Source organism: Polaromonas aquatica (assembly GCF_042659145.1).
Lineage (GTDB): Bacteria > Pseudomonadota > Gammaproteobacteria > Burkholderiales > Burkholderiaceae_C > Polaromonas > Polaromonas aquatica.
Genome location: NZ_JBHSRS010000084.1, coordinates 913,858 through 929,295, shown reverse-complemented (window position 1 = coordinate 929,295; position 15,438 = coordinate 913,858). Strand labels below are relative to the sequence as shown.

At 62.0% G+C, this 15,438-nt stretch carries 11 protein-coding genes; 4 read left to right on the top strand and 7 right to left on the bottom strand.

Features of this window, described 5'->3' with window-relative positions:
- The first annotated feature begins 293 nt into the window (after window positions 1-293).
- Window positions 294-851 (top strand): HNH endonuclease, encoded by a 558-nt coding sequence (locus ACFQND_RS25615; protein ID WP_371435114.1) that lies wholly within the window; start codon window positions 294-296, stop codon window positions 849-851.
- Between the two features lie 78 nt (window positions 852-929).
- Here the strand turns inward: ACFQND_RS25615 and ACFQND_RS25610 are convergent, their stop codons facing one another.
- From ACFQND_RS25610 to ACFQND_RS25590, 5 genes are all read right to left on the bottom strand, one after another.
- The gene (locus tag ACFQND_RS25610; RefSeq protein ID WP_371435113.1) at window positions 930-3,947 is read right to left on the bottom strand and encodes a beta strand repeat-containing protein; all 3,018 of its coding nucleotides are present in this window, start codon (window positions 3,945-3,947) and stop codon (window positions 930-932) included.
- A gap of 177 nt (window positions 3,948-4,124) precedes the next feature.
- Window positions 4,125-5,762, bottom strand: a complete 1,638-nt coding sequence (locus ACFQND_RS25605) for a hypothetical protein (protein ID WP_371435112.1) — start codon at window positions 5,760-5,762, stop codon at window positions 4,125-4,127.
- Window positions 5,763-6,033: 271 nt separating this feature from the next.
- Window positions 6,034-7,149 carry an acyl-CoA dehydrogenase family protein gene (locus tag ACFQND_RS25600; RefSeq protein WP_371435111.1) on the bottom strand — a complete coding sequence of 372 codons (1,116 nt, stop codon included), beginning with the start codon at window positions 7,147-7,149 and terminating at the stop codon, window positions 6,034-6,036.
- 34 nt (window positions 7,150-7,183) lie between these two features.
- Window positions 7,184-8,365: an acyl-CoA dehydrogenase family protein gene (locus ACFQND_RS25595; protein ID WP_371435110.1), complete on the bottom strand. Its 1,182-nt coding sequence runs from the start codon at window positions 8,363-8,365 to the stop codon at window positions 7,184-7,186.
- A gap of 61 nt (window positions 8,366-8,426) precedes the next feature.
- On the bottom strand, window positions 8,427-9,125 hold the full coding sequence (locus ACFQND_RS25590; protein WP_371435109.1) for a YceH family protein: 699 nt from the start codon (window positions 9,123-9,125) through the stop codon (window positions 8,427-8,429).
- A 13-nt stretch (window positions 9,126-9,138) separates the two neighbouring features.
- Here ACFQND_RS25590 and purN point away from each other — a divergent pair, with 13 nt between their 5' ends.
- Both purN and ACFQND_RS25580 read left to right on the top strand, forming a co-directional pair.
- Window positions 9,139-9,744 (top strand): phosphoribosylglycinamide formyltransferase, encoded by a 606-nt coding sequence (gene purN / locus ACFQND_RS25585; RefSeq protein ID WP_371435108.1) that lies wholly within the window; start codon window positions 9,139-9,141, stop codon window positions 9,742-9,744.
- Between the two features lie 146 nt (window positions 9,745-9,890).
- Window positions 9,891-10,412, top strand: coding sequence for a fasciclin domain-containing protein (locus ACFQND_RS25580; protein ID WP_371435231.1), 522 nt, complete (start codon window positions 9,891-9,893; stop codon window positions 10,410-10,412).
- A gap of 64 nt (window positions 10,413-10,476) precedes the next feature.
- On the opposite strand, the gene mdeB is transcribed toward ACFQND_RS25580, so the two are convergent.
- Complete coding sequence (gene mdeB / locus ACFQND_RS25575) at window positions 10,477-13,164, bottom strand: alpha-ketoglutarate dehydrogenase (protein ID WP_371435107.1); 2,688 nt, start codon at window positions 13,162-13,164, stop codon at window positions 10,477-10,479.
- A gap of 106 nt (window positions 13,165-13,270) precedes the next feature.
- Here mdeB and ACFQND_RS25570 point away from each other — a divergent pair, with 106 nt between their 5' ends.
- Window positions 13,271-13,741 carry an Lrp/AsnC family transcriptional regulator gene (locus tag ACFQND_RS25570; protein WP_371435106.1) on the top strand — a complete coding sequence of 157 codons (471 nt, stop codon included), beginning with the start codon at window positions 13,271-13,273 and terminating at the stop codon, window positions 13,739-13,741.
- Window positions 13,742-13,812: 71 nt separating this feature from the next.
- Here ACFQND_RS25570 and ACFQND_RS25565 read toward each other — a convergent pair whose 3' ends face one another.
- Window positions 13,813-15,429, bottom strand: coding sequence for a peptide chain release factor 3 (locus ACFQND_RS25565; protein WP_371435105.1), 1,617 nt, complete (start codon window positions 15,427-15,429; stop codon window positions 13,813-13,815).
- Window positions 15,430-15,438 lie beyond the last annotated feature (9 nt).

Below are 15,438 nucleotides of genomic sequence, written 5' to 3'. Positions count from 1 at the left end.
TATATTGATAGGGCCTGCTAACACTGTGCTTGCAAATGCGAACGGGATCAAAACAGTGCCAATCAAGGCGTGCAACGTAGAGTGGCGCTGTTTTGGCCCGGTTCCCTTCGGGTTGCGATCAAAAAGACGCTGGGCCGCGTTGCAAAGCCTTGCCGGGGGTTGCCCCGGCTTCGTTTTGCGCCTTGCCCAGCGCCTTTTTGACTCGCAACGCATCTTGCAAACACAGTGTTAACAGGCCCTGGTCAGTCGAACGCCCCGTTTCCATGTGTCATTCACGATGATGGAGGTCTGTTTTGAAGGTCTTGAAGCTCTCAGCCCAAGGGCTGCCCCAGTCCTGGATCAGCCTGGAAGAGGCCGTGTTGCATTACGCGGCTGATGAGGTGCGCTGGGAAATGGGTGCGCGGGTCGCTACCTTTCACGGGGGCTACAACGCGATCACTGGAGACCAGTCCATCATCACGGTCAACAGCATTATTGGCACCAAGGGGGTTCCCAATATCAACCCGTTTGAGCTGAAGCCGGGGCTGACCAACAGCAAGCTGTTTGCCCGGGATCGCAATGTGTGTGCCTACTGCGGCCAGCATTTTCACGAAGAAGATCTCACACGTGAACACATCGTTCCGTTTGCCCAGAACGGCATAGACACCTGGATGAACGTGGTCACGGCCTGCCGGCCCTGCAACCACCGCAAAAGCAGCCGTACGCCCGAGCAGGCGCACATGCCGCTGCTTTACACACCATATGTTCCCAGCCTCTGGGAAGACTTTATTTTGCGCAACCGCCGGATTCTGGCGGACCAGATGGAGTTCCTGATGGCGCACGTGCCAAAGACATCGCGCCTGCTGGCATGACCGGGCCGAAAACCGGTGCGTAAAAAAGCCGCCTTCAGGGCGGCTTTTTTATGCCGGAAATGTCCCGGGCCAGCCTGCTCAAGGCAGGCCGGTGGCTGTCACGCTGCAGGTCACGGCAAAGGTGATGGTCCCGTTATTCGGCAGGGTGTTGAGTGCGACGCCAGTACCGGGTGCAATCAGGTTGGCAATGCTCAATTGCCCGGCGCCGGCCCCTACGGTTGGGCAAGCGGCGCCGTTGATGGCCGATGTACAGGTGACGGCGGTGCAGACGAGGCCGGTAGAAGGCGTGTCGGTCAGGACGCTGCCATTGGCTGCGGCGCCCGTGCTCTTGACCGTGATGGTGTAGCTCACCGTGCCGCCTGCGGTCAATGTGCCGAGCGCATCCGTTTTGGTGATGCCCAGATTGGTGGAGACGCAGTTGAACGCGGTGACCGCAGTGGCCGTGTTATTGCTGGTGACCGACTCGCCCACAGGTGATGAAACGGCGACCGTGTTGGTCAGTGGCGGTATCGATGGGGAACACACGGCGGTCACCGTGACTGTCCCGGTAATGGCCGCAAAGCTGGTGGTCGCGGCTATCGGGTAGGCATTGGCATTGGCCAGCGTACACACCACGGGCGCTGTGCCGGTGCAGGTCCAGCCGGTGCCGTTAAAGGCGGTGCTGATGGTGACGCCTGCAGGCAAGGTATCGGTCACGGTCAAGGGGTTGGAGCCCAGCACCGAAGGTACGTTGGCAAGGGTGACGTCGCTGGCCTGGCTCACGGTGTAGGTCTGGGTGCCTATGGCGCGGCCGTTGTTGCGGGGCGTGATGGTGTAGGTGAAGGTGGTGCCGGGCGTGGCCGTTGCGGGTGCCGTCTTGGTGATGCTGAAGTCGGGGACCAGTTGCACGTCCTCGGTGGTCGGGCCAGTCTGGCTACCGTCGTAATTGCTGCCGCCTACGTTGGGCGTTCCGCCTGCATAGCTGTTGTAGGTGGTATTGGCGCTATACGCCGCCGTGGTCCGATTGGCGCTCACATTGGTGGCTGGCGATACGGTGCGCGTGCTGGCGGCCGCGCGTGTGGGGTCAAGGAAGGTCACGCCCGCGCCATTGTGATAGGTCCCCACTGCAGCTGTATTCGGGATGTTTGCAACGAAGGAAATGGTGACCACGGCCGGCACGCCACCCGTGACCGGGGCCACCGCGAAAGAACTCCAGGTCAGGGTGTTGGAGCCGGTGGCCGGAACCGTGAGTGGGGTGGCGCCGACCGCCCAGGTGCTGGAAGTATTGATCGCGCTGGTTTCTGCGCCGCTGGATAGGCGTCCGGCTGCCAACGGCGTTACGGGGTTATAGGTGTAGGTTGGCGCTGCCGACAGTGTCCATCCGGGCGGCAGGGCAGTGTCCAGCACGTTGACAAAGCGCGCGGCCCCGCCCGTGTTGGTGACAACGATGGTGTATGCCGCCGTGGCACCCGTCGAGCTGGTGACGATGGGTGTGCTGGTGGCCTTGGTGACCGCCAGGTTGGGTAGGCATTCATAACCGACCTGTACGCCCGGGCTGGTGATCGCATAGCCCGCAGAGCCCGCTGTAGCGGCACCGGCCGTTGCGCCGCAACTGGTGCCTGCGCAGCCGGCCGTCGTGTTGGATGCGCCGGCCGCCCCGCCGGCCGCGCTGAAGGTGATGCCCGATGCATTGGTCACCAGTACCCCGCCGCCGCCGCCGGCGCCGGGGCCATCCTGTTCGGCGGAGCCGCCCTGGTAGGCGCCGCCAGCGCCGCCATTGGCATTGACCGTGAGGGCACCGCTCAGGCCGCCGCTGCCCACGGCCACGACGACCGTGCCGCCCGCGCCGCCGCCGCCGCCGGCATCGGTAGCGCGGCTGCGCTGGCCGGGTGCACCGTTGACGTTGATGGTGCCGGCGCCCACCACGCGGCTTGCACGCAGAATGATGAGCGCGCCGCCCGCGCCGCCCGAACCGTCGGGCGATGTGGTGGTGTTGCCGCCTATGTCACCTGCGCCGCCGCCGCCGCCCATGATCCAGCGGCTGGCACTGTTGCCCGCTGGGGAGCCGCCGAATGCGCCCAGCGCCAGGCCGGCAAAACCGACGACGCTGCTGTTCCAGGTGTTGCCGCCCTTGCCGCCGGCGCCGCCGTTGCCGCCGCCGCCGCCGCCGCCGTTATGCTGGTTGCCGCCGCCGCCGGCATTGCCGGGCGCGCCGCGCGAGGCTTCACCCGCAGGGTAGCCGTCGACTGTTCCCGCTGTAACCACCCCTGTGCCTGTACCCGTGGGGTCGCCCGTGTAGATTCGCGCCGGTGTGCCGGCAATACCTTCCCCTTTGGAGCCACCGAGTGAGGCAGAGATCAGCGACACATAGGACTGGCAGCCCGTGGTGTTGTAGGCGCCGGTACAGGTCCCGTTCGCTGCCACGTTCACGCCGCCCGCACCGCGAAAACCCTGGCCGTTTCCATTGATGGTCTGTCCGCCCAGTGATATGTCGCCTGTAGCTTCAAGCACCAGCACGCCGCCGGTGCTGCCGTTCCATGCCTGCACCGTGAGCCCGCCGCTCAAGGTGAGGTTGGCGTATTGCGGCACGCGTATCACCTGGAAGGCCTGCCGGGTCTGCGTTGTTGAGCTGGCACGCGTGAAGTAGGCATTGGCCAAGGGCGCACTCAGGTTGATCGTGCCGCCGGCTGCGAAGGTGACACTGCTGGTGGCGACCGCCCACTCATAGTTGCCGGCCACGAGGTTGGCGCTGACACCGCCGGCATAACCCGATGCGCCAAAGGCCACGGTGTTGGTCACGCCCGCTGCGGTGGTACCGGCGCCATAGGCATTGGAGTCGGTAGTGTTGATGTCTGCACCCTGCATCTGGATGATGAGCAGCAGGTCGCCGGCCGAGATGGCGCTGTTGACGCCGGTGCCGGCACCTACGGCGATGGCGGTCGCACCTGCTGTCGGGCTACCTGTACCGGGAAAGAACGTGTTGGGCTGCGCGTTGATCGTTGCCGTGCCGGCCCGGCCTGGTATCGAGCAGGTTTGCGCATGCGAAAGGGCGGCCAGACCCAGGCCGCCGAGAAGCAACAGGGCTGTGCGAAAGAGGCTGCGTGCAAAAAACTGCATGAATGATGGTCCTGATATAGGCAATGCTTCCCGGGGCATCTTCAGGCGGCCTCCGGTCATGACTGTCTCGGCCTGTAAAAACAGGGGGTGGCCTTTGGTTGGCGAAGCAGGGTTTCGCCTGCTGCAAGGCAGCGCGCCGGATTCATGCTTTCAGGAGGGGTCGGCGCAAGAACCATGTCATGACCCCGTGGCGTCAACGCCGCATGTGAGGGTGAATGTGAATGTGCTGCCGGCAGGAAAGTCGGGCAGCCGTATGCCGCCACCCGGCCCCATGTTTTGCAGGTTTGCAATGGTCACGTTGCCGGCGGGTGGACAGGTGGCGCCATTGCCCACCGCACTGGTACAGGTCACCTGCGTGCAGGTCAGGCCATTGACGTCGGGGTCGCGCAGGGCTGCATCATCCGCATCGGCCAGGCCGGTGTTCGCTACCGTCAGTGTGTAGCTGGTGGTGCCGCCGGCGACCAGCGCGGCCGTGCCGTTTGTCTTGGAAATGGTGAGGATGGTCGCAGCTGTCACGGTCGTGCCGGGGGCCGTCCCCGTGTTGTTGCCCGGTGTCGTATCGGTGATATTGTTTACCAGCGTGAGCGTCGCGGCATTGGTGGCCGTACCGTTGAAGGTGCTCAGCACCGGTGCTGCGATGGTATAGGTGAGAACACCGCCTTTTGACAGGGTGACGACCTGGTTGATATTGCCGGTACCGTTCGCCGCGCCACAGGCTGTGGTGACTGTGGTTGCCGACCCCGCATTGCTCACGCTGCATGTCCATCTGGCTGCGGCCGCATTGAAGATGGCCGGGTCCAGCACGTCGGTGACGGTTGCGCCGCCTCCCACCAGGCCCGGTCCGCTGTTGGTGACCGTAATCACGTAGGTGATGGTGAGGTTGCTGCCCTGCTGGATGGTGGCTGCGCTGGTGCGTGATTTGGTCACTACTGCATCTACAGGGAAGGATCGGGACAGGTCGGTGACTGAAAAACCGGTGCCCGTCGCGCCTATGTTGGTGGCCGAACCGTTCTGCGTGTTCAGGCCCCAGGTCTGGTTGGTGGTGCCTGTGCTGGCAATCAGGCAGGGATAGGTTGCAATGGTGGCGTTGCAGCCGGTCACCGCGGTGGAGACCTCGGACAGGCCATTGGGTGCGCCGGCCAGGGCAATGTTGTTGGCCAGGGCGGTTGATGCGATGGCCGTATTGTTGGCTGCATTCTGCAAGGCCGTACCGTCAATCCGGTACAGCTTGTAGGTGTCGCCTCCGTTGGTGGTGTTGGCCAGTATGTACAGGGTGCCGTTGTTCACGCAGGTCATATCCCCGCTACCCCCCGGGCGTACACCGGTCAGCGTGATGCGGCGGCTTGTCTGGCCTGTTGTGGGATTGACCTGCCAGATATAGCTGTTGTTTCCCTGGCCGGTATTTGACGCCGCATACAACCTGCCATCCGGGCAGAAGGTCATGCGAATAATGGACCCCACCAGGTTGGTGTTGGCTATGGCCGTATCCGCACAGGTACTGGGGTCGATCCTTCTGAGGGCCGGATTGGCGGCGGTGCCGCTGGCAATGTAGTAAACCAGTCCATCCACCGGGCTGACACCGTTGGCCGCACTGGCAACGCCCAGCCCGCAGAGGCTGGTGGCGGCGCCAGTGGCAGGATTGACAGAAAAAAGACGGTTGGCTGCGCCGCTGGTGCCGACCCCATAGACCGCTTGCGACCAGGCATGGGCAGCAAACAGGCTCGCAAAAAGAACCGCCAGAACCCGCGCGAAACGCATTAGCCGGAGCAGAAGGCTGGTGGGCAAGGGCTTTGCATGGGGGGCGGGCCGTTTCATGGTGCAGGTAAACGCAAAAAGAAGGCTTTGCAGGCAGCGCCTGATGCAGCGTTCATGGGCTTATGCCGACGCCACGGACCTGGGTGCGCATTAAATTAAAAGTAAGAAGATCTTGGGAGGGTTTAACTGTAACAAATAGTGTAATTGGAGTTTGTTTGGCAAGCCAGCTTTTGCCTGACTAAACAAAAGTCAGCGGGCATGGCTGCGCCCGTAGTGTGAATTACTTCACGCTACGAACGCTCATTGGGATTGAATGACTGGTTTTAGCGGCTCAAGCGAATACGCCGGCCGTGTCCTGCATGCGGGCCGACACCTCGCCGAGGTGATGGAACGTGTCGCCAAATGTAATTTCAAGCTGGGTCAGCTTCTTGAAATAGTGGCTCACGATGTACTCGTCCGTCACGCCTATGCCGCCGTGCAATTGCACGGCCTGCTGGCCGACAAAACGCATGGAGACGCCCAGCTGGTACTTGGCGCGCGCCATGGCGCGGCGGCGCTCTTCAGTGGGTGCGTTGAGCTTGAGCGATGCGTAGTAGCTCATGGAACGGGCCAGCTCCAGCTGCATCTTCATGTCGGCGATGCGGTGACGCAGGGCCTGGAAGCTGCTGATCGCAACGCCAAACTGTTTGCGGGTGTTCATGTATTCGACGGTCACTGCCAGGGTCTTGTCCATCACGCCCACGGCCTCGGCGCAGGTGGCGGCAATGCCGATGTCCATCGCGTGGGCGAGGGCCGTGAGGCCGTCCAGCGTCACCAGGGTGGCGGGCGCGTTGTTGAAGGTGACTTCGGCAGCGCGTGCGCCGTCCTGCGTGAGGTAGCCCCGGGTGCTGACGCCGGCTGCCGTGCGTTCGACCAAAAACAGCGCCATCTTGCCGTTGGCCATGGCGGGCACGATGAATGCGTCCGCGTGGTCGCCCGCAGCCACTATGCTTTTTGTAGCATTTAGTGCCCATTTTTCGGCAACCTGGGAGGCTTTGGCTTCACATTTTTCGAATTTGTAGCGTGCGCCGCGCTCCTGGTATGCCAGTACCAGCAGGCTTTCACCCGAAGCAATCTTGGGCAGCCATTCGGCCCTGACAGCATCCGGCGCGTAGCTTGCCAGCACGCGGCTTGTAACCAGAGTCTGGACCAGCGGCTCCAGCACCATGCCGTGCCCCAGCTCCTCCATCACGACCATGCCTTCTACCGGCCCCATGCCGAGGCCGCCGTCGTCCTCCGGAACGTAAAGTCCCGCCAGGCCCAGGCCGGCCAGCTCTTCGTAGGCCTCCTTCGAAAATCCGCCCGCCTGCGTGATGCCGCGGCGGCGCTCGAAGTCGTAGCCCTTGTCAACCCATTTGCGAACCGCGTCGCGCAGCTGTTCCTGGTCGTCTGTGAAATCAAAATCCATGATGTTTTCCTTTTCCCTCTTTTGTCAGCCGGGATTAACCAAGAACAAATTGCGAAACGATATTGCGTTGCACCTCATTGGAGCCGCCGTAAATCGTGGTCTTGCGCATGTTGAAATAGCTGGAGGCCAGCGGTGCATTGGCCAGCACACCGCCGGGGAAGTCGCCTTGCCAGCCGGCTTCCATGGCCTCTTCGATAAAGGGCAGGCTGAAGGGGCCTGCGGCCAGCATCATGAGCTCACTGTAGCGCTGCTGGATCTCGCTGCCGCGGATTTTCAGCAGGCCGGCAATGTCCAGCGAGTTCTTGCCGGATTTTTCGGCGGACAGCACGCGCAGCACCAGCATTTCGAGTGCGACCACATCGACTTCCAGCTTGGCGATTTCATCGCGAAAACGTGTGTCGTCATACACGCCTTCGGTTTTGGCGATGCGCTTGAGGCGTTCGAGTTCGCGCTTGGCGCGGTTCACATCGGCAATGTTGGTGCGTTCGTGGCTGAGCAGATGCTTGGCGTAAGTCCAGCCCTTGTTTTCCTCGCCGATCAGGTTTTCGGCGGGCACTTCAACGTTGTCGAACCAGACTTCATTGACTTCGCTCTCACCGTCCAGCAGCTTGATGGGCCGCACGGTCACGCCTTTTGACTTCATGTCTATCAGCAAAAAGCTGATGCCGGTTTGCGGCTTGCCTTCATTGCTGGTGCGCACCAGGCAAAAAATCCATTCGCCGTACTGGCCCAGGGTAGTCCAGGTTTTTTGCCCGTTGACGATGAATTTGTCGCCCTGGCGTTCTGCCTTGCATTTGACGGAGGCCAGGTCGGAGCCCGAGCCTGGTTCGCTGTAACCCTGGCTCCACCAGACTTCGCCGCTGGCGATGCCGGGCAAGAAGCGCTTTTGCTGCTCCGCATTGCCAAAAGCCATGATGACAGGAGCCACCATGACCGGGCCGAACGGAACCACGCGGGGTGCGCCGGCCAGGGCGCACTCTTCCTCAAACAGGTGTTTCTGGATGGCGGTCCAGCCCGGGCCGCCAAACTCCTTGGGCCAGCCATGGCCCAGCCAGCCTTTTTTGCCGAGGATTTTGGCCCAGCGCTGCATGTCGTCGCGCGACAGGCGCAGGGCATTGAGCACCTTGTGTGAAATGTCTGCAGGCAAACTGGCGTGAACCCAGGCGCGTATCTCTTCGCGAAAGGCCTGCTCTTCAGGGGTGAAGGCTAAATCCATACTGATCTCCGTAACTTCATGTAGTTGAACCGGTTTTAGCACGAATGTGCTTTTCGACGTGTCAAAGCGGGGACAAATCGGCGGAATCGGGCAAGTCTATGCCCAACTGCTCGCTGATAAGCCGGACATGTTCGCGTAATCCGTTGTTGTCTGCCCTGAGGCGGGCGACTGTATTTTCAAGTGCCGTAACGCGGGCCAGCAGGTCCGAGGCTTCGCCTGCAGAGGAGGCACTGGCGGCGAATGCGTCCAGGTCCGGCTCGCCGCAGAGCAAATGCACCCAGCGCTGCTCACGCGCGCCGGGTGCGCGCGGCAGCTTTTGCACCATGGCCTGGCCGCCGTCGTCACCGCGTTGCTGCAATTCCTGCAACACGCCCTCAAGCGCCGCCGTGTCTGCAAATTTGTACCAGCGGTCGCCGTTGGTACGCAACTCGGCTGCAGTTTGCGGGCCGCGCAACATCAGCAAGCCCATCACCACGGCCTGGGTTTCATTGACGCCCGCAGCACGCTGGAAGTTGTGTTCAAAACGCGGTACACGGCTGGAGCTGCCCTCAAAGACAAGGCTTTGCGCCTTCAGGCTCTCGATGGCGGCGCGCGCCTCGTCGTCGCTGACTTCCATCAAGGGGTCGCGGCTGGTCTTCTGGTTGCAGCCTGATACGAGTGCATTCAGGCTCAGGGGATAACTGTCGGGCACCGTGCGGGCTTTTTCCATGAGCGTGCCCAGCACGCGCGCTTCGATGGGAGTCAGGGTTCTGATGGTCATAAACTAGGAGGTTATGGGAAGTCTTGAAAAAAACATCGTTATTTTGATCTCGGGAAACGGCTCCAACATGGTAGCCATTGCCAACACGGCGCAAAAAGAACAGTGGCATGAAAAACTGCAGGCCCGCGTGGCTTGTGTCATCAGCAACAAGCCCGGTGCCGAGGGCCTCGCCAGCGCAGCCAGGATGGGGATTCCAACACAGGTCCTGGATCACAAACAATTTGAAACCCGTGATGCATTTGATGCCGCCTTGCAGCGCGCCATAGACAGCTACCAGCCTGCGCTGGTGGTGCTGGCGGGTTTCATGCGCATACTGACGCCGGCCTTTGTGTCGCACTACGCGGGGCGGCTGGTGAATATTCATCCATCGCTGCTGCCTGCCTTTGCGGGGCTCAACACGCACCAGCGCGCCATCGATGCCGGGTGCAAGGTTGCCGGCGCCACGGTGCACCTGGTGACGGCCGACCTGGACCACGGCCCCATCCTGGCGCAGGCGGTGGTGCCGGTTCTGCCGGGCGACTCGGTAGCCGCGCTGGCCACGCGTGTGCTGAGCCAGGAGCACCGCATTTATCCGCAGGCCATCAAGGCCTTGCTGGCCTCGGCTGAGCCACTAAATTGAATTCCCTGAATCCGGGTTGAATCCAGTCGGCATCTGCCGCCGTATTCAGTACAGCCGTTTGGAAATCATGTTGATTCCGGCGACTGTTTCAACCTCAATTCAAAGGAATTTATATGCAGACGAAACACAAACTCGCTTCCATCGGCATGGCCATGTTCATGGGGCTGACGGCGGCATCTTCTTTTGCCCAGGTGATGGTCGGTGGCGCGCCCATGTATGCCAGCAAGGACATCATTGACAACGCCGTGAACTCCAAGGACCACACCACGCTGGTTGCTGCGGTCAAGGCAGCGGGCCTGGTTGACACCCTCAAGGGCCCGGGCCCGTTCACCGTGTTTGCACCGACCAACGCCGCATTTGCAGCCCTGCCGGCCGGCACGGTGGATACACTCCTCAAGCCTGAAAACAAGGGCATGCTGACCGGCATCCTGACCTACCACGTGGTGCCCGGCAAATGGGACGCTGCGGCCATCAGCAAGATGATTGCCGACGGCAAGGGCATGGCTTCGATCAAGACCGTGGCCGGCGGCACGCTGGTGGCCAAGTCGTCCGGCGGCAAGATCACCGTGACCGACGAAAAAGGCGGTGTTGCCAATGTGTCGATTGCCGACGTGTACCAGTCCAACGGCGTGATCCACGTGGTGGACAAAGTGCTGCTGCCCAAATAAGCGCAACAAAGGCACCTTGAAAAAAGCCCGTGAGCGGTGTTGCCGCTCACGGGCTTTTGCGTTTTCAATTCGCCTTGAGCTGCTGCAAAGCCGCCCTGGCGATGCTTTGCGCATTGACGCCAAAAAATGCGCGCAGCGCGGCACGGGTGTCGCTGCGCCCGAAGCCGTCGGTGCCCAGCGTCATGTAGGAACGGCCTTTTGGCAGGAAGGCGCGAATGCTTTCGGGCACGGCGCGCACGTAGTCGGTCGCGGCAATGATGGGGCCGTGGCTGTCGTCAAGCTGTTGTGCGATGAAAGGCCGCGCCACATCCGCTTCAGCGTCCAGCATCTGCTGCTGGCAGGCCATACCGTCCCGTGCCAGCTCGCTCCAGCTGGTGACGCTGAACACAGTGGCGTTGACGCCCTGGCCGGCCAGCAGTTCTGCCGCCTTGATGACTTCGGTCAGGATGGCACCTGAGCCCAGCAAAGTCACGCTCCGGCCTGCATTTTCAAGTGTTTTATGCCCCTGGTCGGCGTCTGGTGCGCGCGGATAGCTATTGAATTTATAGCAACCACGGATGATGCCGGCTTCGCTGCCTGCGCGCAGGTCCGGCTGGGCGTAGTTCTCGTTCATGAGCGTGACGTAATAAAAAACGTCTTTCTGCTCCACCATCATGTCCTGCATGCCCTTGTCCAGGATGACTGAAAGCTCGCAGGCAAATGCCGGGTCGTAGGCCTTGCAGTTGGGGATGGTCGCGGCGATCAGGTGGCTGGTGCCGTCCTGGTGCTGCAGGCCTTCGCCGCCCAAGGTGGTGCGGCCGGAAGTGGCGCCCAGCAGGAAGCCGCGTGCGCGCTGGTCGGCGGCTGCCCAGATCTGGTCGCCCACACGCTGGAAGCCGAACATCGAGTAATAAATGTAGAAAGGCAGCATCGCCAGGCCATGCACGCTGTAGCTGGTGGCCGCCGCCGTCCAGCTGGCCAGCGCGCCGGCTTCGCTGATGCCCTCTTCCAGGATCTGCCCGTCCAGCGCCTCGCGGTAGCTCAGCACCGAGCCTATATCTTCTGGTGCGTAACGCTGACCCACGCTGGAGTAAATGCCGACCTGTTTGAACAGGTTGGCCATGCCGAAGGTGCGCGCCTCGTCGGCGACTATGGGCACGATCTTCGGGCCCAGCGCTGCGTCTTTCAGCAGGCCGCCCAGCATGCGCACAAAGGCCATGGTGGTGCTCATCTCCTTGCCGTCTGCGGCAAGCGCAAAGCCGGCATAAGAAGGCAGGGCGGGGATGGCGATCTTCTCTGCCGTGGTTTCGCGTTTTGGCAGGTAGCCGCCCAGTGCCTGGCGTTTGGCGTGCATGTATTGCATCTCGGCGCTGTCAGGCGCCGGCTTGTAAAAGTCAATGCGCCTGGCCTGCTCGTCGCTCAGCGGCAGGTTGAAGCGGTTGCGGAATTCAAGCAGGTCGCTTTCGTCGAATTTTTTCTGCGAATGCGTGGTCATCTTGCCCTGGCCGGCTTGCCCCATGCCATAGCCTTTTTTGGTGTGCGCCAGGATCACCGTGGGCTGGCCTTTGTGATTCGCCGCCGCTGCGTAGGCCGCGTGGATTTTCACCAGGTCGTGGCCGCCGCGTTTGAGGCGGTCAATCTGCTCGTCCGTCATGCCCTGCGCCAGCCGCGCGAGTTCTTCGTTCTGGCCAAAGAAGTTGTCGCGGTTAAAGCGCCCGTCCTTGGCCGCAAAAGTCTGCATCTGGCCGTCCACCGTGTGGGCAAAGGCTTGCGTCAAGGCGCCGGTCAGGTCGCGCGCAAACAGGCCGTCCCAGTCGCTGCCCCAGACCAGCTTGATGACGTTCCAGCCGGCGCCAGCAAACAGTTTTTCGAGCTCGTCGATGATGCGGCCGTTGCCGCGCACCGGCCCGTCCAGGCGCTGCAGATTGCAGTTGACGACCCAGACCATGTTGTCCAGACCCTCGCGTGCGGCGAGCGTGAGCGCGCTCATGGATTCGGGCTCGTCCATCTCGCCGTCGCCAAACACCCCCCAGACCTTGCGGCCGCTGCAGTCGAGCAGGCGTCTGTGCGTGAGGTAGCGCATGAAACGCGCGTGGTAAATCGAGCTGATAGGCCCTATGCCCATGGAGCCGGTGGGGAACTGCCAGAAGTCCGGCATCAGGTAGGGATGCGGGTAGCTGCACAGGCCCTGCGCGTCGCCGGCGGTCAGCTCCTGGCGGTAAAAACCCAGGTCTTTTTCGCTCAGGCGGCCTTCAAGGTAGGCGCGTGCATAGACGCCGGGCGCGCTGTGCGGCTGGAAGAACACCAGGTCGCCCCGGTGCTGGCCTTCAGCCAAACCTTCGCGGGCGTGAAAGAAGTGGTTGAAGCCGGTTTCAAACAGGTCGGCGGCACTCGCGTAGCTGGCAATGTGGCCGCCCAGTTCTGCGGAGCCGCCGGTCTCGGCCTGGTTGGCGCGCACCACCATGGCCAGCGCGTTCCAGCGCATTAAGGACGCCAGGCGCTCTTCCATGGCCAGGTCACCGGGGAAGACAGGCTGTTCGTTCACGTGGATGGTGTTGACGTAAGGCGTCGACAGATCGGGCTGCCAGCCGGTGCGCTGTGTGCGCGCCACGCGGCTCAGTTCGTCCAGCATCTGGCGCGCGCGCGCGTGGCCTTGCGTGGCGACCAGCGCCAGGAAGGCTTCGCGCCATTCGGCGGTTTCCTGCGGGTCAGGATCATGTTGGTTCATGGCGGCCGCAGCCTGCAGAAGATGAAGTGGGGTGGTGTCGTTCATGGCATTCTGACTCTACCCAGTTCAAAGCAAAAGGTGCTGCTTCAATAAGGTTTGACAAGGCGTTTTTGCGGCATAAAATGCTGAAAATTGAAGGTTTATAGAACTTATGCAGCTAGATAACCTTGATTTGAAGATTCTTGACGAACTCCAGCGCGACGGCTCGCTGTCCAATGTGGAGCTGGCCAGGCGCGTGCATTTAAGTCCTTCGCCTTGCCTGGCGCGCGTGAAGGCGCTTGAAGCGGCAAAAGTCATTGACCGTTATGTAGCCATCGCCAATGCCGCCGCACTGGGGCTGGGCCTGAGCGTGTTTATCTCCATCAGCCTGCGTTCGCAAAGCAAGGAAGCGCTGGCCGAGTTCGAGCGCCGCATTGCCGAACACGACGAGGTGATGGAGTGCTACCTGATGACGGGCGACAGCGACTACCTGATCCGGGTGGCCGTGGCCGACATAGGCGCGCTTGAAAAATTCATTCTCGAGCAGCTCACGCCTATCCCGGGCATTGAAAAGATCCGCTCAAGTTTTGCGCTCAAGCAGGTGCGCTACAAGACCGCGCTGCCGCTGCCAGGCGTGGCCTGAAATGCACCTCTGCTTGCTATAAAAAGAATAGCTGGTCGCGCGCATTCTGCGCCGGCCAGGGCATTAAAACACTACATTTTTGACTGAAAAACCAGTCCGGCGTGCTCGCGCAGCGCGTGGAACCTGATCTTGGGCCACTGCTGCTCGACAGCGCGCAAGGTGGCGCTGTGGTCCACCAGCAGCGTCGGTGCATCGACCGCATCCAGCGCCACGCGGTGGGCGTTGGCATCCATGAATTTTTTCAACTCGTTCTGGTCATCAGACGTGACCCAGCGTGCCAGGTTGAAGTTGCTGCCCATGATGCGCGCCTTGACGCCGTATTCATGTTCCAGCCGGTGCGCCACCACTTCAAACTGCAACTGGCCGACAGCACCCAGCAGCAGCAATGAGCCGGCAATCGGGCGGAACACCTGGATCGCGCCTTCTTCACCCAGTTGTGTCAGGCCTGCGCGCAACTGCTTGCTGCGCAGCGGGTCGGCGACTTCGACGGCGCGGAACATTTCCGGCGCGAAGAAGGGCAGGCCGGTGAACTGCAGCGCTTCGCCTTCGGTCAGCGTGTCACCCAGCTGCAGTACGCCGTGGTTGGGAATGCCGATGATGTCGCCGGCAAAGGCGGTGTCCAGCAGTTCGCGGCGCTGGCTCATGAAGCTCACCACGGTGTTGGGCCGCAGTTCCTTGCCGCTGCGCACCACCTTCAGACGCATGCCGCGGGTGAACTCGCCGCTGGCCACGCGCAGGAAGGCGATACGGTCGCGGTGCGCCGGGTCCATATTGGCCTGGATCTTGAAGACCACGCCGGAGAATTTTTTCTCTTCCGGATGCACCACGCGCTGTATGGCCGGGCGCTCGGCGGGCGCAGGGGCCAGGTCCACCAGCGCGTCCAGCACTTCCTGTACGCCGAAGTTGTTGATGGCCGAGCCGAAGAACATGGGCGTTTGCTTGCCGCCCAGGAACTCGTCGCGGTTGAACTCGGGTGAGGCGCCTTCCAGCAACTCCAGCTCGTCCTGCGCCTGGGTGAATTCGGCGCCAAAGCGCTTGGTGGCCTCGGCGTTGTCCAGGCCGGCCAGGATTTCATCGTCGCCGCCGGCCTTGTCTTCGCCAGGGCTGAAGACGCGCATGCGTTTTTCGCGGCGGTCATAAACGCCGTGGAAGAGTTTGCCCATGCCGACCGGCCAGGTGAAGGGCACAACAGTCATGCCCAGTTCCTGCTCGATTTCGTCCATCACGCTCATCGGGTCCTGCACCTCGCGGTCCATCTTGTTGACAAAGGTCAGGATGGGCGTGTTGCGCGCGCGGCAAACCTGCAGCAGGCGGCGGGTTTGCGGCTCGACGCCGTTGGCAGCATCAATCACCATCAGCGCAGCGTCCACGGCGGTCAGCACGCGGTAGGTGTCTTCCGAGAAATCCTGGTGGCCGGGTGTGTCCAGCAGGTTGATCACGCAGTCGCGGTATTCCATCTGCATCACCGATGAAGCCACCGAGATGCCGCGCTGCTTTTCAATCTCCATCCAGTCGGAGGTGGCGTGGCGTGCGGCCTTGCGTGCCTTCACGCTGCCGGCAATCTGGATCGCGCCCGAGAACAGCAGCAGCTTTTCGGTCAGCGTGGTTTTACCCGCGTCGGGGTGGGAGATGATGGCAAACGTGCGGCGGCGCTTGACCTGTTTTTCGATTTCGGTGGATTCGGACATAACCCACGA